Raw genomic sequence first — 21,317 nt, 5'->3', positions numbered from 1 at the left:
CGTTGGCCGGCCAGCGCCGGTCAATGCCGATCAACGCCGGTCAGCCGCTCAGAGCAGTTCCATCTGCCGGACGGTGGGGGCGTGGCGGTGTGCCAGCGTCAACGCCGGCACGCCGCCAACCGGCCACGCCAGGCTAAAGCCCTGTTGCCGTGCCTTGTAGGCGGCCTCTTCCTTGCCAGCCACCTGGAGCTGCCTGTACATGGCGCGGGCATGCGTCTTGACCGTCGGCGCCGAGATATTCAGCAGGCGGCCTACGGTCTTGACCGCATGCCCTCGGGAGAGCAGTACCAGCACGTCATACTGGCGTTGCGTCAGTCCCAGTTGCGTTGCTTCTCGTGTCAACCGCTGGCTCCCGGCGGCGGGCCGCGGTGCCAGCGCAGCCGAGGGCAAGGCGGGGAACAGTGAAAGCTGGCCCGCGCCGGCACGCTCCGGCTGACGGGTGGCGATACGCCGGATGGTGGTCCTGAGCACGTCGAGCGGGGCGGATTTTGGCAGGCAGCCGCAGAAGCCTTCGGTGATCTCGCCTTGCGGCAGCTGCAGCGGCACGGCATCGCTGAGCAGCAGCACGCGCGGCGCGGCCCATAGCCTGCGTGCCTGGCCGAGCCATTGCCAGCCCGTGTCAGCATCGGCGGGCATGCCAAAGACGATCAGGTCAACGGTGCCGCCGGCATGTGAATGCTCAGGGATTTCCCCCGGGTCGATGGCAGCGACTTGCGCGATGCCTGCAATACTCTCCAGCAGCGTGAGCATTGCAATCCGGAGCAATGGATGGCTTTCAACGAGCACCACGTTCATGCCGTAACTCCCCGTACAAGCGCAAATGCTAGTGCAACGGAGACAGGCTGAACCCGCGGGGATGGCACGACACTGCCAGCGCCGACCAGCGCCGACCAGCGCCGACCAGCGCTTGCGGCAGGTTTTGCAATCCCCGGATTTCCGACCCTGCCCTGGCGGACGCGCCAGGGCGGCTCTGTGCGTCGTAGAGCCTGCCCGAATACGTAATGTTTTTTATCTCGGAGGATATTAGGTTCGGATTCTGTTTGAAATCAAGTGGGCATGTTGCTTGGATGAAACATGAATACGCGCGCTATGCATGTCAAATGCGGTCTTCTGGCTATCTTCGTGCGGCGGTCACGGTGTCAGGCACCTCGGGCCTCACCGGCCCGGGTCGCGATCTTGGCGACGGAGTTGCCCCAGCCGACGCACAGGTCGGGCCGCACATGCCTCATGCCGCCAAGGCATCCTCGCCGCAGACGTCGGCGTCGGTCCCGCACGCTGCATGTAGCGCCGACGCGAGGATCATGGCTTCGGCGTTGCGCGGCGGCGGCCGGCAGGGGCGCGGGCGGTAGACGGCCTGGCCCTTGGCGATGGGCAGGCCGCTGAGGGCGCACACGCCAGCCTCGCGTGCCGATATCGCAGCCCAGATCTGGGCGCCGTAGCGGCAATGGGTGGCGTCGCGCCAGCTGATCACCGCCAAGGTGAGACTGGGTCGCTCCACCACGCTGACGATGGCGGTGTGGCGCCGGTGCCGGGGATCTTCCTCATCGGGCCAGGCGCAGTCGGCGTACAGATGGAAGGTCTGACGCGCACGGAGCAGGCCGATGGTGCTATCCCACGGGTCGGGGCAGTCCGCTTGCGCGCATGGGGTGGATGATGTGGCGGGATTCGGGTGCGCAGGCATGGTCAGCTCCGGATGATGGGGGCGGGCGGGAGAGGCAGCGGCCCCCCCCGTCGCGCGGATGAAGGCTGGCGTGCGGACGCCGACCATAAAGACATCTTATGACGCGCGCCGCGCCGCACGCAGTTGTCCATCGGTGCAGGCGCGGTACGACATTGAGATGGCCGGGTTATACGAACGTAGGAGGCGCCCGCTGCGGATGGGAAGAAGGCCGTTGCCTGCGGGGGGGGCAATCTCCTTATTTTTCGGTGAGAATCTATGATCAAAATATTTGAATAATGCATCCATGAAATGGCCGATTCTCAGGTGGGTTGCACTCGTATAGTTCAGTTCGTGGGCGGCAGGTACAAAAAGCCCTGCCCCATGAAATTCAACCAATTTCAATGAGAACGCCAAGATCATGTCCAATCCGAAACTCGAAGTCCTGACCCCGCAAAACAGCCAGCTGATCTTCATCGACCACCAGCCGCAGATGGCCTTCGGTGTGCAGTCGATGGACCGCCAGGCGATGAAGAACAATGCGGTGGGCCTGGCCAAGGCGGCCAGGATCTTCAATATCCCCACCACCATCACCACGGTGGAGAGCGAGTCTTTCTCCGGCTATACCTACCCCGAACTGCTTGACGTATTCCCCGGCCAGCAGACGCTGGAACGCACCTCGATGAACTCGTGGGACGACCAGAAGGTGCGCGACGCGCTGGCCGCCAACGGCCGCAAGAAGATCATCGTGGCCGGGTTGTGGACCGAGGTCTGCAACACCACCTTCGCGCTGTCGGCGATGCACGACAGCGACTACGAGATCTACATGGTGGCCGACGCTTCCGGCGGCACCAGCAAGGAAGCGCACGACTACGCCATGCAGCGCATGGTGCAGGCCGGCGTGGTGCCGGTGACCTGGCAGCAGGTGCTGCTCGAATGGCAGCGCGACTGGGCGCACCGCGACAGCTATGACGCCGTGATGCAGCTGGTCAAGGAACACTCGGGTGCCTACGGCATGGGCGTGGACTACGCCTACACCATGGTGCACAAGGCCGCGCAGCGCACCGCCACGCCGCACGCGTCGATCGCCCCGGTTCCGGCCCGCTGAACCGCGCTGCCGTGTCGGCCCGTCAGGCTGCATCACGCCCATGATGCGCCGGCCAGGCGAGATGCCCCACTGGGCCGGGCGCTCGTCCTTGGCCCACTGGCTTCGGTCCCACACAGTGAGTGCATCGTCGATGCGCGCCCTGCCTATCCTTTAGTTTGATTGACAGCTTCTCGCCGTCGCAACGATCATCGGCTCGCACCGCATCCACCGGGCACACAAGTGCCCGGTGGCCATGGCCGCTGACTGATTCTGATAGGAGAGAGCGCATGTCCAATGAAGCAACGTGTCCGTTCAATCATGCCGCCGGCGGCGGTACGACAAATCGTGACTGGTGGCCGAAGCAGTTGCGGTTGGACTTGCTTGGCCAGCATTCCGACAAGTCCAGCCCAATGGATGGGAGCTTCAGATATGCCGAGGCTTTCAAGCGTCTCGACCTCGCAGCGGTAAAAAGGGACCTTGCTGCTCTGATGACCGACTCGCAGGATTGGTGGCCGGCGGACTTTGGCCACTATGGTCCACTCTTCATCCGCATGGCTTGGCATAGTGCGGGCACCTACCGTGTCGACGACGGCCGGGGAGGCGCCGGACGCGGTCAGCAGCGTTTCGCACCGCTCAATAGCTGGCCCGATAACGTCAGCCTGGACAAGGCACGTCGCCTGCTCTGGCCGATCAAGCAGAAGTACGGGAACAAGATTTCCTGGGCCGACCTGCTGATCCTCACCGGAAATGTCGCACTTGAGACCATGGGATTCAAGACCTTCGGCTTCGCCGGAGGTCGTGAAGATACTTGGGAACCGGATAATGACGTCTACTGGGGCAACGAGAAAACCTGGCTGGGCGGCGATATCCGTTACGGCAAGGGCGCGGCCGGCAACGATGGGGATCCGCATGGCGCAGGGGCCGGCCGCCCGGACGACGGACGAAACCTGGAAAATCCACTGGCCGCGGTGCAGATGGGCCTTATTTACGTGAATCCGGAAGGCCCCGACGGCAATCCGGATCCAATTGCGGCAGCGCGCGATATCCGCGAGACCTTTCGCCGCATGGCCATGGACGACGAGGAAACCGTCGCGCTGATCGCCGGTGGCCATACTTTTGGCAAGACGCACGGCGCTGGACCGGCCGGCAACGTTGGCCCGGAGCCGGAGATTGCTGATCTGGAGCAGCAGGGGCTGGGCTGGAAGAGCAGTTTTGGCACCGGCATGGGGGCCGATGCCATTACCAGCGGTCTGGAAGTGACCTGGACCGCGACGCCGACGAAATGGGGCATGGGATTTTTCGAGAACCTGTTCCGCTACGATTGGGCGTTGACCAAGAGCCCGGCCGGCGCGCATCAATGGGTGGCAAAGGATGCCGGTGAGACGATCCCGCACGCGCATGATCCGTCGAAGAAGCTGCGGCCTACGATGCTGACCACTGACCTTTCGCTGCGCTTCGACCCGGCTTACGAGAAGATCTCGCGGCGCTTCCTGGAGAATCCCGACCAGTTTGCCGACGCCTTCTCCCGCGCCTGGTTCAAGCTGACCCATCGCGACATGGGGCCGCGCGCCCGCTACCTTGGCCCGGAAGTGCCTGCGCAAGCCTTGATCTGGCAAGACCCGATCCCCGTCGTCGACCATCCGTTGGTCAACGACCAGGATATCGTTTCGCTCAAGCAGACGATTCGCGCGTCGGGGTTGTCTGTAGCGGAGTTGGTGTCGACGGCCTGGGCATCGGCATCGACCTTCCGTGGCTCGGACAAGCGCGGCGGTGCCAATGGTGCGCGCATCCGCTTGGCACCGCAGGTTGAATGGCACGTCAACCAGCCTCAGCAATTGGCGAGGGTGCTGACGGTCCTGGATGGCATCCAGTCCGAGTTCAACCGCGCACAGTCTGGCGGCAAGAAGATCTCACTGGCGGATTTGATTGTGCTGGCCGGCGGAGCTGGTATCGAGCAGGCAGCAGAAAGGGCAGGCCATCGGGTGACCGTGCCGTTCTCGCCAGGTCGCATGGACGCGTCGCAGGAACAGACCGACGTGCAATCTTTCGAGGTGCTTGAGCCGGTTGCAGATGGCTTTCGCAATTACGTCAAGGGAGAATACGGCGTTCCCGCGGAGGCGTTGCTGATCGACAAGGCCCAACTGCTGACGCTGACCGCACCGGAGATGACCGTTCTGATTGGCGGGCTTCGTGTGCTGAACGTTCATGCCGGAACGGAGGCTCACGGCGTTCTCACCGACCGGCCGCAGACGTTGACCAATGACTTCTTTCGTAACTTGCTCGACATGCGTACTGAATGGAAGCCACTTTCGGCTTCCCGGGGAGTATTCGAGGGATACGACCGCAAGACCGGTGAACTGAAATGGACTGGCACGCGTGTCGATCTGATCTTCGGTTCGCACGCACAGCTCCGCGCGCTCTCTGAAGTCTACGCAAGCGAGGACGCCCAAGAGAAATTCATCCGAGACTTCGTCACGGCATGGGTCAAGGTGATGAATCTCGATCGGTTCGACCTGGCCTGCGCATAAGCCAACCATCACCGTCGGCTGCTTGTCGACGGATCCATCTTGGATGCCATTTCAAAAAGATGCTGGCGTCGTTGCGCGGCCTTGGCCGATCCACATGTATTGTCTGCGGCCGCGCGCCTAGCCAGAACCGCTTCGCTTCATTTTGAAGCAGCCTCTTACTGCGACAAAGCCCTCCATCGCCTTGCCGAATCCGCCAGTGCTTCTCGCGGACTTCCAGGCCTGCCCCCCCCGCACCTTGCTCGCGAGCCTGCGCTCCTGAACCACCCGGCCACGCATTCCGGACACCTTTCCAAGTGGCGGGATGATTGGGTTAGCGCCCTCCCGGCGCGAACCCATACCCTTGCTGCGCCGGTGCAAAGACCGTGCAAGAACCATATCGTCAAACAGGACGGAACAGCGAGGAGAAACGCATGAAAAGAATGGGAACACTCTTGGTAGTGGCGGTGGCAACGATGCCGGGCATAGCGGCGGCACAATCGGGGGTGACCATCTATGGCGTAGCCGATCTCTACACCGAGTATGTCAGGTCTGGGGCAGTTCATGTCGCGCGGGTCGAAGACGGCGGGCTGTATCAATCGAGGTGGGGTTTGCGGGGCAAGGAGGAACTGGCGCCGGGACTTTCCACGGTATTCACACTAGAGACTGGGCTTGCACTGGACAGTGGCACCGCCCAGCAGGGGGGACGCCTGTTCGGCCGCCAGGCCTGGGTCGGCCTGAGCAGCAACGACTGGGGGGCGTTGACGTTTGGCCGGCAGAACACGCCGATCTACTACATCGAGGGGCAGGCATCGGCCTTTGGCTTCTCCCCGTATGGCCCGCTCGGTCGCCTGCAGAACGGCGGCCCCGCGGGCAGCAGCCTGACCGCGCGCGCGGACAATTCCATTCGGTACGAGAGTCCCGAACTTGCCGGGCTGCAGGGCAGTGCGATCTATTCATTCGGCGCCGAGCGGACCAGCGCGCCACGCGATGCCGACCGGCTGGCGGGCTTGGCGCTGACTTATGCACGCGGACCGCTCTGGCTGGGCCTTGCCTACGAACGTACCTACAGCATCAACGCGGTAACGGATGCTGACCGCGACGAGCGCGCGATCGGCGCCACGTATGAATTCCCGTGGGTGAAGTTGTTCGCCAATGTCCGCCAAGCCACACGATGGGTGCCAGGCCAGGCGACGCTGAAGGACCGCGGTTTCCATGTCGGCACGACCATTCCCGTGGGCGGCGCCGGACTGGTGCTGGTGGCATATGGCATGCAGCAATCGGTCGGCACGCCGAATCGTGGCCAGCAGATGTCGATTGGCTATCAGTACTCGATGTCCAAGCGTACAACGCTCTATGCCAACGCCAGTAAGATCTGGAACACGAACGGGGCCAACTACACATTTTCAAACATCCCCAATGAGGTCACAGCAAGCAGCGTGTCCGACCCACGCGGGGTCATGATAGGCATGCGCCATCTCTTCTGATGTGCGCACGCCGGCGTACGCCACCCGGTCGCCGTCGTCGGCCAGAGGCCGACGCGTCGCGATCTCGTCATGCCTAGGAGAATCCATGAAGCGCTCTACCCTCGCAGTGGCCTTCGGGCTGCATCTGTTCTGCGCGTCGATCGCATCTGCGGCCGTCGTACAGGTGCAGACCCTTGGCGCGGACACCGCGGTGCGGCTTACCGATGCCGCCAAACGGTTTGCCGAGGACCGAAGACTTGCCGTTAGCATCGTCGTGGTCGACGTTTCCGGCCACTTTCTCAGCGGCGTGAGAATGGATGGCGCCCCGTTTGCGACTTTTGATGTCGCACGCGGCAAGGCCATCGCTTCGGCGGCCACGGGAGGCGTCTCCGGCGCCGAACTCGTGAAGCGCTATCAGGCCAATCCCATCGTCTTCGGCCAGATGAGTTCGCTGGTGTATGGCGGGCCCGTCTTTCCGTCGCAGGGTTCACTGGGCATCTACGTCGGTGGCCGGCTGGTCGGGGCCGTCGGCGTTAGCGGCGGGCCATCGGACATGGACGAGGAGATCGGGCGCCGCGGCGTGGTCGCGATCGGTGCGGCCGAGGCGCCCTGAGTAGCGTATGCGCTATGGTGGTGCCTGCTGGTGTACGACACCGGCAGGCACTCCGCATCGGCCATTCAGGACGTCAGCGTTCGCTGCGGGCCTGGACGTCCGTCAGGAAGCGCTCGATCCGCGTGATGAGGTCCACCGGTGTCTCGTCCATCGGATAGTGTCCCGCGTTGCGGATCACGTCGATGGCCAGATCGAGGAATACTCTGCCATACGTCTGCTCCATGACGTCAGCTGTCAGCGACGGGTCGTGCTCACCAACCAGCAGCAGTGTGGGAACACGGATGCCCGCAATCTCGGCAGAGAAATCAGTGTCGGCCCATGCCCGGAAGTAGGCGGCGAACGCGTTGGCATCGGCATGCAGCGTCGAGGCTTGAACCAGTTTTTCTACCCAGTGCCGGCTCAGGCGTTCGCCCGTGGAATTGTCCACGACAGCAATTCTTGCCGCGAGATCGTCGGCGGCACGTTCGAACAGCGTGCGTGCCGGCTCGTCGAACAGCACGCGCGTCGGCGGCACAGGCGTGACGCCGACCATGGCCTTGACGCGTGCAGGGGCCAGCATGGCGACAGCCTGCATGGCCTTTCCTCCCATAGAGTGTCCGATCAGCGAGAAACATTGCCATCCCAGTTCGTCACCGAGCGCCAGCACGTCGGCGGCGATCTCCTGCATGTCGAATCTGCCCTCGACCTCTCGCCGGGCACCATAGCCTCGATAGTCGATGAAGGCGTAGGTGAAGCGGTCACCGTCGAGCACGTCCACAAGGGGCCCCCATCCACGCGCATGGCCAAACCAGCCGTGCAAGGCGATGACATGGTGTGGGCCGTTGCCGATGGTGACCACGGTGCCGTTTTGCTGGTAATGCATTGATTTCCTCCGGTCGTCGATGTCCCGCCCGATATTGCATGACGAACCGCGGCGTGAGGGCGGCCCCTGTCAAGTTCTTGGACAATCCGGTAAGCAGACGCCGCGCGGCATCGGGCGATCGCTTGCCGGCGTGCCTATGCCGCAGAACGGAGGACGTATTGGTAAACGGCTCCCCAAATGGGCAAGCGTCTTGTTTCCAGATCCGTAGAGTGTGAGCCTGGGCTGGCCCTATCGCCCACGCCTCGCGATTCACCAGGAGACAAGAGTCAATGCAAAGCCGGAAGCTTCCATCATTCCTCAGCGCCCCTCAGCGGGTGGCCACATTTGCCGCCATCACTGCGGCCATCACCGCCGCACTGGCCGTGGCACTCGCAGGCCTGCGGCCCGCCGCCGCCAACGCAGCGCAAGCGGACACAAATACACAGGCCAACTGGAAGCCTTCGAAGCCTATCGTCTTTATCGTGCCGTTCCCGCCGGCAGGCATCAACGACGTACTGGCCAGGGCCGTGGCGCAACGCTTGTCGAAAGCGCTGGGACAACCAGTCGTGGTGGAGAACCGACCGGGCGCCAGCGGCAACATCGGCGCGGAAGCGCTCGTGCGCGCGGCGCCGGACGGCCATACGATCGGCATCCTGAACAGCATCCACGCGGTCAACGCCGCCTTCTACCGCAAGCTGCCCTACGACGTGACGCGCGACGTGGTGCCTGTGGCGCCACTGGGCGAGTCGCCGCTTGTGCTGGTTACGAATCCGCACACACCATACAAGTCCGTCACCGAACTGATTGCCTACGCCAAGGCGAATCCCGGCAAGGTCAACTACGGTGGCCCGACCAGCTATCCGCTCGAAATGATCAAGACGATGGCTGGTGTCGACATCACCAATATCCCCTACAAGGGCAGCGGCCCAACCATCAACGATATGATCGCCGGACACATCGACCTGGCGACGGGCCCGCTGCTGGAGTACATGCCCCATGTGAACGCCGGCAAACTGAGGCTGCTGGCCGTCGGTACCGCGAGCCGGCTCCAGGGCCTGCCCAACGTGCCCACGGTGGCTGAGAGCATTCCCGGGTACGACATTACCGTCTGGTATGGCTTGTTCGCCCCCAAGGGCACGCCGGCGCCGGTGACCGAGCGGCTGCGCAGCGAGGTCCGCGCCATCATGAACGATGCCGACATCCGCGCCAGGCTGGCCGGCCAGAGCATTGACACCGCCTTCAGCCAGACCGGCGTGATCGGCCTGACCAGCCGTCTGACCAGCGAAACGCTGCGCGCGCACCAGATCGTCACCAAAACCGGCGGCTACCTGAACTAGATCGGGCATTGTCTTGTTGTGAGGATTCCAACGTGAAACATCCCATGGAGCGCCGCCGGCTGTCTGCCCGCTTGCTCGCGTTGTGCACGCTGGCCGTGCCTGCGCTGGCGCAGCCCGCATCAGAGGCAGGCGAATCGCGGCCCGCGCGGCTGATCGTTGAGCAAGTCTGCGCGGCATGCCACGGCAACACAGGCCAGAGCGCGCAGAAGGAATACCCCAGCCTGGCGGGTCAGAACGAAGACTACCTGTTCAAGCAACTGCGGCAGTTCAAGGCCGGCGCCAGCAAGCCGGCACTGCGCCAGGACGCCACGATGGCTGCCGTGGTGCAAAGCATGAGTGAAATGGAGATGCGCGAAGTGGCTCGCTACTTTAGCCGCCAGGCACCCGCGCGCGGACAGGCCGCCCTGCCGCACTTGGTCGGGGCGGGCATGATCATCTACTGGAAGGGCAATCCGTCCAATCACCTGCCGGCCTGCGTGACATGCCATCGGCCAAATGGGGAAGGCATCGCGCCCGACTTTCCGCGCATTGCCGGCCAGCAGCCGGAATACGTGGCCAGGCAGCTCCAAGCGTGGAAATCCGGCACACGTGGCGGTCCGGGCAAGCTGATGAGCCTGCTTGTGCCGTTGATGACGGACGAAGAGATCCTCGCAGTTGCGCAGTACGTCGCGCAACTGCGCTGATGTGCTGCATCTTGCCGTCCAGCGCAGTGGTGCCGCGGACGGCACAATCGAAAGGAACCAAAACGATGATGATCGACAGGAGACATTGGCTGAAGGCTGCAGGTGCCCTCGGCCTGGGAGCCGCTTCGCTGCAGGCAGCGGCGCAGGTGACGTTGGGGCGGAACGCACCGGTTGCCGAAACGGGTGCGGTTCCACTCCCCGCAATCAAACCGGGCAAGATCCACCGGATCGAGTCGGCCACGCAGACCGTGCACGTCGGCATTCTCGACCCCAAGGCAACACCGGCCGCCAGCATCGAGTCCGGCGATCTCGTGATGTATCCCAATACCTGGGTGAACTGGGCCAACGGCGCCGCGTACGGCATGAGCTTCGAGGATCGCGAACCGGTGCGCAAGCGATTTCCGCAAGGGCCGTACTCGAACGTCGGGCCCGTGGAACTACGCGGGGCGATGCCCGGCGACGTGGTGGAGTGCCGGATGGTCAAGTTGCGTCCGATCGGCTGGGGATGGAACTCCGCACCCAAAGGTGTCGGTGCACTGCCCAACGACTTTCCAAAGCCGTACCTGCGCTATTTCAAATTTGACGAGAGCCGGCAGTACACCGAGTTCGCGCCGGGCATCCACATCAAGCTGGCGCCGTTCCAGGGCGTGATGGCGGTGCAGCCCGCCGGCGACGAACCGGTCAGCGCCATCCTCAGCGGTCGGTATGGCGGCAATCTCGTGTTGCGCGAGCTGGTTGAGGGTACGTCACTGTTCCTGCCGGTCCAGCGGCCGGGCGCGATGATCTGGACAGGCGATTCGCACGCCGCCCAAGGCGACGGCGTGGTCAATCAGACCGCCATTGAAACCGCGATGGAGGACATGCAGATCCAGTATTTCCTGCACAAGCAGCGGCCCTTGTCCCTGCCGATGGCAGAGACGCCCGGCCACTGGATCATTCTCGGCTTCGGCAACAATCTCGACGAGGCGCTGGTCGCCTGCCTGCGGCAGATGCTCAACTGGGTGAGCGCTGCGACCGGCATGGATCCTCAGGACGTGTACTCGCTCGCTAGCATTACCGCGGGATTCCGCATCACCCAGTACTCCAACCAGACGGCCAGCAACTACACGTCGATCCCGGCCAAGACCGTGCACGGCATGCTGCCCAAGGCAGTATTCGACGCGGCGATCCAGGACAAGTTGTCGCGCTCGCTGCGCGGTTGACACAGTTGACACAGTCGACGCCGGGCGGCGTTGGGCGTCTCAGTCGCCTTGCGCATCGCCCGGCATGCCGATGCGGCGAAACTCCGACGGGCTAAGCCCCAAGTGTTGGACGAAAAAGCGCGTGAAGTGTCCTTGCGCGCTGAATCCGAGCTGGTCTGCTACGTCCCCGATGCTGGCATGCCGTTGAGCCAGCAGTCGGGTGGCGATGCCGATTCGGATCCAGTCAAGGTATTGCTGCGGCGAAATGCCCATGCAGGCCTTGAACTGGTGGAAGAGCCGGCTGCGGGACATGCCCACCGCGCTGGCGACCGTCTCCACGTTGGGATTTTCCCCCGCATGGTTGCGTATGTACTCGGTCGCGCGCTTGATCCGGTAGTCCAGCGGTCTGGTGTTTGCCAGCACTTCGGTCATGGACCGCCGCTGAAGATGGCAGGCCGATACCCTGCGTGCCAGTTCCGCGACGGCGGCCTCGCAATCTACCGAGCCAATCGCCGAATCGTCAGCCAGGTCCCGGGCCAGGCGGGTACCCAACTCTGTCAATGATGCGACGGTATCCGCATCCATGCGCGCCAGCGTTTTGCTGAAGCGCAGGCCGCTGGCAGGATTGTCGACGCCGAGCGTGCGTCCGAGCCATTCCGGTTCCAGCAGCAAGGCGAGTAGCAGCGAGGGCGAGCCCTCCTTAGCGCTCTTCGCATGCGTCGACCAGGGATTGATCAGCAGCGCGCATCCGTCGGTCAGTGTCTGCGCGTGGCCGTCGATCTTGAATGTCGCATCCGTGCCGCCGAACTTGAAGATCAGATGGAACTCCGCATGGGCATGCGCGACGAGCGGCCCCGATATGCGATGAAGGGTGGCACGGCCGAAGCTGCCGTGGACGATGCGTAGCTGGCGGTCCTTTGCCATTCAGGGTGTCTCCTCATCAATGCCTTGGGGGATCGTGCGTGCTTACGCGCGGCGGGAGGTGGAGCAAGGCTTCGCCTTGCGCGAGCCCGGTGCTCGACCAGCACACGCCGACAAGCCACTCGATCATCCTGGTTATGCAAACGTTTGCAGTGGTTGGGATTATGTCATCTGTCGGGCAGTCGTCAAGGGGGAACAGTCCCTATCGATCCGGTCAGATGTGAGGCAAGGTCTACACGGAGACGAAGGAAAGGGGGCCGATGACGATGCAAGCGTCGAATACGCCCCGTCCTTCGCTGGCTCCGACACGTCGGCAAGGCTCGACTAGTCAGCCTTTCTCGTTTGTACGCGTCAAGGCGCCGCGGGCCCGGTGGCCGGCGGGCCCGTATCCGTGTGCGCGTTTGAATGTGACTTCCCGGTCATGCTACGCCCAGGGAGCGCGAATGCCCGCCTGGCTGGCAAGTTTTTCCAGCGCGGCAGCGGTTACACCCGCCAAGGCAATTCCGCTCACGCCCCGCTCCCGGGATTCGGCGTAGCCGCGTTCTCCCGGCAGCCGTGGAGGGCCTTCGAAAGACGCCGGCAGATTGTGGATGGCCTCCGCGAGCTCGCTCAACTGCGCTTGAAACATGGAGGGGTCCAGCACCTGAGCGATATCGATGACGAGCATCCACGCGTTCTGCGTGTGCCGATGAACCGCAGGGGAAGCAAGCAGCGCGGGTGCCAGGATCGGATGGTTGGTCAGCAGGCTGCAGGCGATCTCGGCCATCAGCGCGAGGCCCGAGCCTTTCGGGCCGCCCAATGGCAGCGGCGTTGTCGCCTGATGGGCGTCCGTGGTGGGGTTACCCATGGCATCGATGGCCCAGCCCGGCTCGAGCGGCCGGCCGGCTGCCCGAGCCTGCATCAGTTTGCCGAAGGCAACCGCACCCGAAGCCATGTCGAACACGATCGGCTCGACGAGGCCAGGGCAGGCCATGGACAGCGGAGCCGTTGAGACGCCAGCCACCGAGGCGCCATGGTAGGCCATCAACGGTCCCGACGCGGCCATCGCCATGGCAAACATGCCCGCACTGGCCACATGAGCGGTGTGAAAGCCGAGCGCGCCGGTATGCGTTGTCTCCCGCAAGAGCACCAGGCTCGCCCCGGCCTGGCGCGCAGCGGCAATGGCTTGCCCGGCGGCAATGCGCATGCCCAGCGCACCGGCGCAGCGATCCCCTTCGACAACGGTTAGCGCTGGCAGGCTGAGCACCGGGCGCGGTTGTGCCCGGCCATTCATGTCGCCCGAGGCCAGCCACGCAATGTACTGCGGGATGCGCGCTACCCCATGTCCGGGAGAACCACGCAGGTCAGCCCACACCAGGCTCTGCGCCACCAGTGAGGCGCCAGGTTCGTGCAGCCCTGCCGAGGCAAGTAGCGCCTGCGCGAAGGTTTGCAGCCGGGCTGCACTGATCATGGTCGGGGGGCGCGCCGTCATGCGGCCCCCGATGGCGCCTGGTGGACCGGGAAGAACTTGTACAGCCAGTCCGTGACCAGGTTCAGGACGGCCCGGTTGTCGTCGGAGAAGATGAAATGATCGATTTCCGAGAACAGGTGCAGTTCGACCGGCATCCTGGCGTTGCGGAACAGCGCGATCGACTGGTCCGTAGGGGTGACCGAATCGTCCGCCGGATGCAGCAGCAGGAGCGGGCGCGGGGCAATGTCTCCGACCACTGCGTTCGGCCGAAAGCCCAGCATGCTTTCGACCACCTCGAACGGGAACGCCATGAAGCTTCCCGCAGGCAGATTGCTGCGCATCGCGGCGGGGATCGGCACGATGTCAAAGCGCGAGACCTGCATCGACTGGCCCATGGCCAATCGGGCACGGCCTTCTTCCACCATTGCCTCGAAGCGCTGCCATTCGCCCGGTCCGGCATGTTGCTGACGCAGCTTTACCTCCCCGTCGCCCCATCCGGCCGATGAGATGCAGGCCACGATGCGAGGGTCAACGCCAGCCGCATAGACCGCCACGGCCGCGCCGAAGCTGTGGCCCATTACAGCAATCTTCGCTGGCTCCACCTCGGAAAGGCTCTGCAAGTAGCTGACCGCGCTGCGCGTGTCGCTCACCTGGTCCTCGCACAGTACCTTGCCGCGCTCGCCTTCGCTGTTACCGCAGCCCCGCATGTCGAAGCGCAGGACCACATAGCCCAGCGAAGAAAACAGGCGCGTCGCCAGCTGCACCATACCGTCATCCTTGTTGCTGCCGAACCCATGCAGCACGGCGATGGCTGGACGTCGCTCGCCGCTGGCAAGATTGGGGGGGAGATGCAGGGCTCCGGCCAGGCGGAGCCCGTCGGAGTCAAATGTTACATCCGTGTGCACGCTCATTTCTCCAGGTTTGGTGACACACGATGTTCTACGAAATCCGCGGTTCCATGACTGCCCAAGAATCCACTGACTTACCCGATCGTCCGCTGACTTTGATGACGGGCGCGATTTGCGTGTCCGTCAGTACGGCTCACGATCGCGCGCGCCGGACGCAAGGCAGGCAGCGATGTGGTCGATCAGTTGAAGCAAGACCTGCCTGTCGAAGTAGTTGTTCATCCTGTGGCTGAGGAACACGTCGCCGCCAGCGCCGGCGACGCGTTCTCTTACCTGGGCAATCCGTTCGGCAAGATCGGGGAGCCCGGCTTGCATCGCCGCCCGGGCAATGGCATCAGGCCAGAAACCATAGGCGTCAATGCCGCAACAGTCCGCGACGCATTCCGTTTCGAGCCAGTCAAGCAAGGGCAGGATAGGGACGAGCCACTCGTCGACGTCCACCGCGTCGTGGTGCTTCCCTTGCAGGTCGATGAACGGGATCCATTTGTCTTCGCCGATGCTGATGTCGCCTTGATTTGCCATTTCCTTCGCGCATGTCTGAGAGGGTAGAGTCGGCAAAGTGTAGCCGACCGCAGCGCGCCAGTATCGGCTGACAAAACCATGTCATCTGGCGACGGCCGGCAGCAATCTGAAGCGTGTCACCATGTCGCCACGACGCCGTATGGTCGATAGCGATCATGCAGCATGAACCAACGGGGTATGCTAGATTCAATGCCGCCTATTCAGGCGCGGTGCGGCTCAGGGAACGGCGAGCCGGCTATGCAAGCAAGCTAGTAAAACAGCCGAATCAGGTGCAATCCCTATGAAAAAGAGCGCAACGCCCCAGGGCGAATCCCCTTCCCGGCTGATCGATGCCAGGATCCAGGAACTGGACGATTGGCGGGGCAAGACGCTCGCCCATGTCCGCGCTCTCATCAAACAGGCTGACCCTGAGGTGGTCGAGGAGTGGAAGTGGAGAGGCGTTCCGGTCTGGTCTCACGATGGACTGATCTGCACCGGCGAGACCTACAAGAGCGTTGTGAAGCTGACTTTCGCCAAGGGCGCTTCGCTCGAGGACCCTTCAGGACTTTTCAACGCCAGCCTGGAAGGCAACACCCGGCGCGCTATCGATTTGCATGAGGGTGACGAAATGGATGAGGATGCCTTCAAGACGCTCATACGCGCCGCTGCAGCCCTGAACAGGTCATCGGCCCGATAGCCGAATCCGGCGCCTCATGTGTTGGCGCCTATCCTGGCCGGCCACGCAACAACCATGGCCAGCTACAACGGCCAACTACCACGCCCAGCAACTACGGCCGCTTGTCGCCTGCCGGGCTGGTAGGGCGCTGCGCAGGCAGCTTGCCGAGGATGCAATCCACCGCGCGCGTATCCGATTTGCCTTGCCCGAGCGCGCCGATGACCGAGTCGCGATACTGCACCGGCGTGATGCGCCGGTAGTAAAGCCGGGAGGTCTGGTCGAGCCAGTACACGTAGTCGCTGTTGTTCTGGCCACCGTCGGTGCGCAGCCAATCGCTGATGTTGTTGTTTCCGATCATCATGTTCGGGCAGCCTCGTTGCACGCTGTCGAGGTAGGCGTCGAAGCCTTTTGCCTCGTAGTTGCGCACCGAGTCTGGCGCGCAGGCGCATAGCACCAGGGCAGCGCAGGCGCAGGCAAGCCAGGATGCCATCCGGCGATGCCGTGGGCTGCGGCGCGTTGTCATTGCGGGGGCTGGCATATCGCTCCTATGTCCTCTCGATCACTTGATCCCTGGTTCCCTGCTGCTCTGGTTCGGTGTGCGTGAAGCCACGCCCAAGGATAGAGCGGATCCCCCGGCACCTTGCCGCATGGCGAAAAATTTCATGGGTCGCCGGTAAAGGCTTGAATGCCAGGGTGGGCAATGTTGCCGGATACCGTAGGCCGCACTTTTATGTGCGATTGCAGCAAAAATTGGCAATCGTCCTTGAATACTGGATCGTTCCATCCTATAACCATCCCATTGGATGGTATTTGGATGGTGCCGGATGGTTAACAACGATGGATGAGCAACAAAGGGCACTTGTGGCGCAACCCCGCCCTAAAGGCGGCGAAACCGAGAAGATCACGATCAATCTCGGTCCGGTCGATCTCGGCCAGATCGACCTGCTGGTCGAGGAAGGCTTTTACTCAAACCGTACCGACCTGATCCGCACCGCGATCCGCAACCAGCTTGCGATCCACGCGCAGGCCGTCAGCGAGACCGTGACGCGGCGCGCGCTGGTGCTTGGCCTGCAGCATTTCTCCCGCCAGGACCTGGAGGCGGCGCAAGCCGCGCACCAGCGCCTGGATATCCATGTGCTGGGACTGGCCAGCATCGCATCCGATGTCACGCCCGAGCTTGCCCTGGCCACGATCGAGTCGATCGTGGTGCTGGGCGCTTTCCATGCCTCCGCCGCCGTCAAGGCCGCGCTGGCCGGCCGTATCCGCTAAGCCGCCAGGCAACGGAACGCCCAACGCCAAAGGCACATAGAAGGACACCATGATGAAGATGAACGAAGAATTCCTGACTTCCATGCAGGAAGCCATGGCGCTGCTGCGCACCGCGGGGCCGCTGGAAGCCACCGAGGTCATTGCGCGCGCGTTGCGCGGCAACAGCGCAGCGCCTAATGCCGGCTTCCAGCCTGCGCAAGTTGTCGAGGCGCTGCTGCCGCGCCAGGCGCAGGAGAACGCGCATGCGCGTGAAGGCCGCGCACACCCCGCGGATGCGCGGCAACCCGCAGCGCAACCGGACGTGCGGGACACCGGCCACTTCATCACCCGGCGCCATGCCGGACACGCCGGCCAGCGCGCCTACAAGCTCTACGTGCCCGCCGGCTTCGAGGGCAAGCGCCTGCCGCTGGTGGTGATGCTGCACGGCTGCACGCAGGACGCCGACGATTTTGCCGCGGGTACCCGCATGAATGCGCTGGCAAGGCAGCACGGTTTCCTGGTTGCTTACCCCATCCAGCCCGCGACGGCGAACCCGTCCAAATGCTGGAACTGGTTCAAGCCGGGCGACCAGCAGCGCGAGCTGGGCGAGCCGTCGCTGATCGCGGGTATCACGCGGGAAGTCATGGCCAGCCATCCGGTCGATCCCGATCGCGTGTACGTGGCCGGCTTGTCCGCCGGCGGCGCCATGGCCGCCGTGATGGTGCACGCTTATCCCGACCTGTATGCCGCGGCGGGGATTCACTCCGGCTTGCCGTATGCCAGCGCGCATGACTTGCCGTCGGCGCTGGCCGCGATGAAGGGCGGCAAGCTGGCGGGCAAGCACATGGCGAACGCGCAGGCCGCGCCGTTGCGGCCCCTGATCGTCTTCCAGGGAGACGCTGATACGACGGTGCATGTGTCCAACGCCGACCGGCTGCTGGGAGCATTCCAGCCTGGCGGTGAGCAGGACAGCCAGCGCCGGAGCAAGCAGAACGGGCGCGCTTTCACGCGCCGCCAGTTGAAGTCGCGCGATGGCGTTGATGCGGAGTATTGGCTGCTGCATGGCGCGCCGCACGCGTGGGCGGGTGGCAGTACGCATGGCTCGTACACCGATGCGAGCGGGCCCGATGCCAGCGCGGAGATGGTGCGGTTTTTCCTGGCGCATCCGCTGAAGAGGTAAGCGGTGGCGCGGGTGCGTCGGCCTGATTGCCCCTGCACGCCTCAAGCCTTCATCCGCGCCACCAGTTCCTGCGCAAACTCCAGCGACAGCCGCGACAGCGGCTCGGACTGGACATTGAAGATCTGGACCGAGGCATTGACCTTGGTCCGGATCGGAATCGCCACGATATTGGGCCACGCCTGCCCGAACACCGTCATGGCATCGACCAGCGCGATGCCGGCCCCGGCCTGCGCCAGCGCGCGCGCCACGTGCGCCTGCTCCACTTCGATGCGCATATCGAGGTCGTCGAAGCCGCTGCCAAACATTTCCCGCACCAGCAAGCCGAACGGCACATCCGCGCCGTAGCCGATCAATGGCTCCCCGGCAAGCTCGGCCGGGCGCACGTAGCTGCGCCCGCTCAAAGGGTGCCCCGCGGGCACCAGCGCCACCATCGGGTTCTTCACCAGCAGCCGGGATTCCAGGTTGGGATGCGCCAGCGGCATGTTGGACACGGCCAGCTCGGCCTGGCCGGAGAGCAGGGCGCGCAGCATGTTGCCCGGGATCTGCGTGCGCACGACGATGCGCACCGCAGGATGCGCGGCGCGAAACGAGGCGATGGCGCGGGGCAGCACCGTCTGCCCGAGATTCGGGCTGCATGAAATGCGCAGGCTGCCCGTGCGGTTGGTTGCGAGGTCTTCTGCGATCTCGTTCACGCGCTCGATCCCCTCGTACACCACATTGACCTCGCCCAGCAGCCGCCTGGCTTCCGGCGTTGGATGCAGGCGGCCCTTCACGCGGCGGAACAGTTCCAGCCCCAGGCGCTGCTCGGTGTGCGACATCAGCCGGCTGATGGCGGGCTGCGACACATACAGGAGCTTGGACGCGCCGCTGATCGAGCCCGTGAGCATCACGGCACGGAACACTTCGATCTGCCGGAGGTTCATTTTCATGATTTCAACCTATTAACCTGATGTTAAGTTGCGCGGATATATAAGCATATGACAGTAAGGGTGCGGCTGCCTACACTGGGTCCTGGCAGCGCGCTTGCCCACGTGCACCAAGGCGGCGCCAGGTGCCATCGGCGCCGGCACCGCGATAGGGATGCATGGCCCATCGCGGGGCATCTTGATGCATGCCGGTGCATCGCCCCAACATCCACTGCGGGAGACAAGGAGAGAACATGAGCGACATCCATCTGACTTACATCAACGGCCGAGACATTGCGAAGCTCGCGATGACCGACCAGGAAATCCTCGACGCGGTCGAGCAGGGCCTGCTGGCGCAAGGCAACAAGCAGACGGTGATCGAGCCGCGCGTGCACCTGATTCCAGACCCGGCATTCAATGGCCACTTCAACGTGCTGCGGGGCTATGTGGCGCCCCTGGGGCTGGCCGGCGTGAAGATCGTCGGTGACTACGTCGACAACTACAAGCTGGGCCTGCCATCGGAGATGGCCATGCTCAACCTGTTCGACCCCCGCACCGGCATGCCGGTGGCGATGATCGACGCGACCTTCATCACCGATGCGCGCACCGGCGCGGTGACCGCGCTTGGCGCTCGCCACCTGGCACGACGCAACAGCAAGGTGCTTGGCCATATCGGCGCGCGCGGCACGTCGTACTGGAATGTGCGCCTGCTCGACAGCCTCTTCGACTTCGACGAGATCCGGGTGCATTCGCGCCGCCCGGAAAGCCGCGACGCGTTCGCCGCGCGGCTGGAGAAGGATCTTGGCAAGAAGGTCATCGTCACGCAGGACTGGGAGTCGTGCGTGCGGGGCGCGGACATCGTGGTCGAGGCGTCGCGGCTGGACAAGCCCACGCCGCTGCTCAAGACCGAGTGGATCAAGCCGGGCGCGTTTGTGGTGCCGTACGGGACCATGAGCGCGGTGGAGCTGTCGCTGACCGACATCATGAGCAAGCTGGTGGTGGACGACTGGACGCAGTGCAAGGGCGGCATGTTCGGCTCGCTGCGCGCGCATGTGGAGGCGGGCAGGTTGTCCGAGCAGACGCTGCACGCGGAACTCGGCGATATCGTCGCGGGCCGCAAGCCGGGCCGCCAGAGCGATGACGAGACCAACCTGTTCTGGCACCGAGGCCTGTCGCTGAGCGATATCGCGCTTGGCCACGCCATCATGAAGAAGGCCGAGCGCATGGGCATTGGCCAGCAGCTCGTCTACGCATGATCGCCAACGCGCGCATGTATGCGGTGGCCGCGCCGGTGGCCCAGGCGTGGCGTGCGTTGTTTGCCTACGTGGGCGAGCGCGCCGGCGTGGCGTGGACGTACGTCGAGCATGCCGCGCCGGCGCCGGTCAGCGCGCTGTGGGCGCGGCCGGACTGCGGCTGCGTCTTCATGTGCGGGTTCCCGTTCGTCAGCACGGGCAGCCGGCATCGCCTGCTGGCGGCGCCGGTGCCATCGCTGCCGCGCTATGGGGACCGGCCGGAATACTTCACCGAGTTCATCGTGCGCGACGATGCGGCGTTCGCCACCCTGGAGCCGGCCTTTGGTGGCCGGCTGGCTTGCATGTTGCCGGAATCGAACTCCGGCTTCAATGCGCCGCGGCACTACCTGATGGCAAAGGCTGCCGCTGGCGCTGCCACGCTGTTCCGGCCAACGGCGGCGCCAACCCCCACGCCGCGCCAGGTGATCGACGCAGTGATCGGCGGCGATGCCGAGGTTGGCGTGGTCGACAGCTATGTGCTGGACCTGCTGCGCATGCATGTCCCTGAGCTGATGGCGAAGGTGCGCAGCGTGGCGGTGACGCCGGCGTCTCCGATCCCGCCGCTGGTGGCCGCGCCGCAGGCCGGCGATGCCGCCGTGGCGCGCGTGCGCGCCGTGCTGCTGGACCTGCATCGCGACCCGGCCTGCGCGGGCTGGCTCGCGCAATTGCGGCTGGCGCGCTTTGCTTGCGTCACCGCGCTGGACTATGACGTGCTGGCGCGCTACGCCAGCGAAGCCGACCACGCGGGCTTTGCGCTGACCGGCACCCTTGACGCCTGGGAGCAGCGTCCATGACCGCCACGGCAGCGAGCGCGGCTTGCGCGCGGCCTGACCGTGCCCGGGAGCCCGTTTTTGTGATTTCCTGATAGTC

At 64.2% G+C, this 21,317-nt stretch carries 22 protein-coding genes; 12 read left to right on the top strand and 10 right to left on the bottom strand.

Annotation, left to right across the window (positions count from 1 at the left end; translation table 11 throughout):
* Positions 1-48 precede the first annotated feature (48 nt).
* The 3 genes from AC1RQC_RS09720 to AC1RQC_RS09710 all read right to left on the bottom strand — a co-directional run bounded on the left by AC1RQC_RS09720 (position 49) and on the right by AC1RQC_RS09710 (position 2,080).
* Complete coding sequence (locus AC1RQC_RS09720; RefSeq protein ID WP_492883089.1) at positions 49-795, bottom strand: response regulator transcription factor; 747 nt, start codon at positions 793-795, stop codon at positions 49-51.
* 430 nt (positions 796-1,225) lie between these two features.
* Positions 1,226-1,681 (bottom strand): DUF3331 domain-containing protein, encoded by a 456-nt coding sequence (locus AC1RQC_RS09715; RefSeq protein WP_492826850.1) that lies wholly within the window; start codon positions 1,679-1,681, stop codon positions 1,226-1,228.
* Between the two features lie 96 nt (positions 1,682-1,777).
* The gene (locus AC1RQC_RS09710) at positions 1,778-2,080 is read right to left on the bottom strand and encodes a hypothetical protein (protein WP_492883087.1); all 303 of its coding nucleotides are present in this window, start codon (positions 2,078-2,080) and stop codon (positions 1,778-1,780) included.
* On the opposite strand from AC1RQC_RS09710, the gene AC1RQC_RS09705 reads away from it, so the two are divergent.
* From AC1RQC_RS09705 to AC1RQC_RS09690, 4 genes are all read left to right on the top strand, one after another.
* Positions 2,079-2,765 carry a hydrolase gene (locus AC1RQC_RS09705; protein ID WP_492372271.1) on the top strand — a complete coding sequence of 229 codons (687 nt, stop codon included), beginning with the start codon at positions 2,079-2,081 and terminating at the stop codon, positions 2,763-2,765. The two genes, AC1RQC_RS09710 and AC1RQC_RS09705, sit on opposite strands and share 2 nt — an antisense overlap.
* 266 nt (positions 2,766-3,031) lie before the next feature.
* Entirely contained in the window at positions 3,032-5,272 is a 2,241-nt protein-coding gene (katG, locus tag AC1RQC_RS09700) for a catalase/peroxidase HPI (protein ID WP_492883085.1), read from the top strand.
* A 410-nt stretch (positions 5,273-5,682) separates the two neighbouring features.
* Entirely contained in the window at positions 5,683-6,735 is a 1,053-nt protein-coding gene (locus tag AC1RQC_RS09695; RefSeq protein ID WP_492883083.1) for a porin, read from the top strand.
* An 85-nt stretch (positions 6,736-6,820) separates the two neighbouring features.
* Positions 6,821-7,327 carry a GlcG/HbpS family heme-binding protein gene (locus AC1RQC_RS09690; RefSeq protein WP_492826856.1) on the top strand — a complete coding sequence of 169 codons (507 nt, stop codon included), beginning with the start codon at positions 6,821-6,823 and terminating at the stop codon, positions 7,325-7,327.
* Between the two features lie 73 nt (positions 7,328-7,400).
* On the opposite strand, the gene AC1RQC_RS09685 is transcribed toward AC1RQC_RS09690, so the two are convergent.
* Entirely contained in the window at positions 7,401-8,189 is a 789-nt protein-coding gene (locus AC1RQC_RS09685; RefSeq protein WP_492826858.1) for an alpha/beta fold hydrolase, read from the bottom strand.
* A 269-nt stretch (positions 8,190-8,458) separates the two neighbouring features.
* Between AC1RQC_RS09685 and AC1RQC_RS09680 the strand changes: the two genes are divergently transcribed.
* From AC1RQC_RS09680 to AC1RQC_RS09670, 3 genes are all read left to right on the top strand, one after another.
* Positions 8,459-9,505 carry a Bug family tripartite tricarboxylate transporter substrate binding protein gene (locus AC1RQC_RS09680; RefSeq protein WP_492883081.1) on the top strand — a complete coding sequence of 349 codons (1,047 nt, stop codon included), beginning with the start codon at positions 8,459-8,461 and terminating at the stop codon, positions 9,503-9,505.
* 32 nt (positions 9,506-9,537) lie between these two features.
* The gene (locus AC1RQC_RS09675) at positions 9,538-10,188 is read left to right on the top strand and encodes a c-type cytochrome (RefSeq protein ID WP_492883079.1); all 651 of its coding nucleotides are present in this window, start codon (positions 9,538-9,540) and stop codon (positions 10,186-10,188) included.
* A gap of 65 nt (positions 10,189-10,253) precedes the next feature.
* Positions 10,254-11,390: an acetamidase/formamidase family protein gene (locus AC1RQC_RS09670; RefSeq protein WP_492826860.1), complete on the top strand. Its 1,137-nt coding sequence runs from the start codon at positions 10,254-10,256 to the stop codon at positions 11,388-11,390.
* 39 nt (positions 11,391-11,429) lie between these two features.
* Here AC1RQC_RS09670 and AC1RQC_RS09665 read toward each other — a convergent pair whose 3' ends face one another.
* From AC1RQC_RS09665 to AC1RQC_RS09650, 4 genes are all read right to left on the bottom strand, one after another.
* Complete coding sequence (locus AC1RQC_RS09665) at positions 11,430-12,293, bottom strand: helix-turn-helix transcriptional regulator (protein ID WP_492883077.1); 864 nt, start codon at positions 12,291-12,293, stop codon at positions 11,430-11,432.
* A 421-nt stretch (positions 12,294-12,714) separates the two neighbouring features.
* Positions 12,715-13,740, bottom strand: a complete 1,026-nt coding sequence (locus AC1RQC_RS09660) for an Ldh family oxidoreductase (protein ID WP_492372285.1) — start codon at positions 13,738-13,740, stop codon at positions 12,715-12,717.
* Between the two features lie 17 nt (positions 13,741-13,757).
* Positions 13,758-14,651 (bottom strand): alpha/beta hydrolase, encoded by an 894-nt coding sequence (locus tag AC1RQC_RS09655; RefSeq protein WP_492883075.1) that lies wholly within the window; start codon positions 14,649-14,651, stop codon positions 13,758-13,760.
* Positions 14,652-14,771: 120 nt separating this feature from the next.
* Positions 14,772-15,167 carry a DUF6331 family protein gene (locus AC1RQC_RS09650; protein WP_492811198.1) on the bottom strand — a complete coding sequence of 132 codons (396 nt, stop codon included), beginning with the start codon at positions 15,165-15,167 and terminating at the stop codon, positions 14,772-14,774.
* A gap of 280 nt (positions 15,168-15,447) precedes the next feature.
* Here AC1RQC_RS09650 and AC1RQC_RS09645 point away from each other — a divergent pair, with 280 nt between their 5' ends.
* Positions 15,448-15,843 carry a DUF1801 domain-containing protein gene (locus tag AC1RQC_RS09645; protein WP_492372260.1) on the top strand — a complete coding sequence of 132 codons (396 nt, stop codon included), beginning with the start codon at positions 15,448-15,450 and terminating at the stop codon, positions 15,841-15,843.
* 91 nt (positions 15,844-15,934) lie between these two features.
* On the opposite strand, the gene AC1RQC_RS09640 is transcribed toward AC1RQC_RS09645, so the two are convergent.
* Positions 15,935-16,312 (bottom strand): hypothetical protein, encoded by a 378-nt coding sequence (locus tag AC1RQC_RS09640; protein ID WP_492826866.1) that lies wholly within the window; start codon positions 16,310-16,312, stop codon positions 15,935-15,937.
* Positions 16,313-16,659: 347 nt separating this feature from the next.
* Between AC1RQC_RS09640 and AC1RQC_RS09635 the strand changes: the two genes are divergently transcribed.
* Positions 16,660-17,091, top strand: coding sequence for a CopG family transcriptional regulator (locus AC1RQC_RS09635; protein WP_492372258.1), 432 nt, complete (start codon positions 16,660-16,662; stop codon positions 17,089-17,091).
* Between the two features lie 52 nt (positions 17,092-17,143).
* The gene (locus AC1RQC_RS09630; RefSeq protein WP_492883295.1) at positions 17,144-18,250 is read left to right on the top strand and encodes an extracellular catalytic domain type 1 short-chain-length polyhydroxyalkanoate depolymerase; all 1,107 of its coding nucleotides are present in this window, start codon (positions 17,144-17,146) and stop codon (positions 18,248-18,250) included.
* 41 nt (positions 18,251-18,291) lie between these two features.
* Here the strand turns inward: AC1RQC_RS09630 and AC1RQC_RS09625 are convergent, their stop codons facing one another.
* The gene (locus tag AC1RQC_RS09625) at positions 18,292-19,179 is read right to left on the bottom strand and encodes a LysR family transcriptional regulator (RefSeq protein WP_183033095.1); all 888 of its coding nucleotides are present in this window, start codon (positions 19,177-19,179) and stop codon (positions 18,292-18,294) included.
* Between the two features lie 230 nt (positions 19,180-19,409).
* Here AC1RQC_RS09625 and AC1RQC_RS09620 point away from each other — a divergent pair, with 230 nt between their 5' ends.
* Together AC1RQC_RS09620 and AC1RQC_RS09615 are read left to right on the top strand one after the other, a co-directional pair.
* Positions 19,410-20,411, top strand: coding sequence for an ornithine cyclodeaminase family protein (locus tag AC1RQC_RS09620; protein WP_492811202.1), 1,002 nt, complete (start codon positions 19,410-19,412; stop codon positions 20,409-20,411).
* The gene (locus tag AC1RQC_RS09615; RefSeq protein ID WP_492883073.1) at positions 20,408-21,241 is read left to right on the top strand and encodes a phosphate/phosphite/phosphonate ABC transporter substrate-binding protein; all 834 of its coding nucleotides are present in this window, start codon (positions 20,408-20,410) and stop codon (positions 21,239-21,241) included. The genes AC1RQC_RS09620 and AC1RQC_RS09615 overlap by 4 nt, the downstream gene beginning before the upstream one ends.
* The last annotated feature ends 76 nt before the right edge of the window (positions 21,242-21,317 follow it).

This window comes from Cupriavidus sp. GW822-FHT03E04, assembly GCF_058801495.1.
This window is presented reverse-complemented; position numbering and strand designations above follow the sequence as displayed.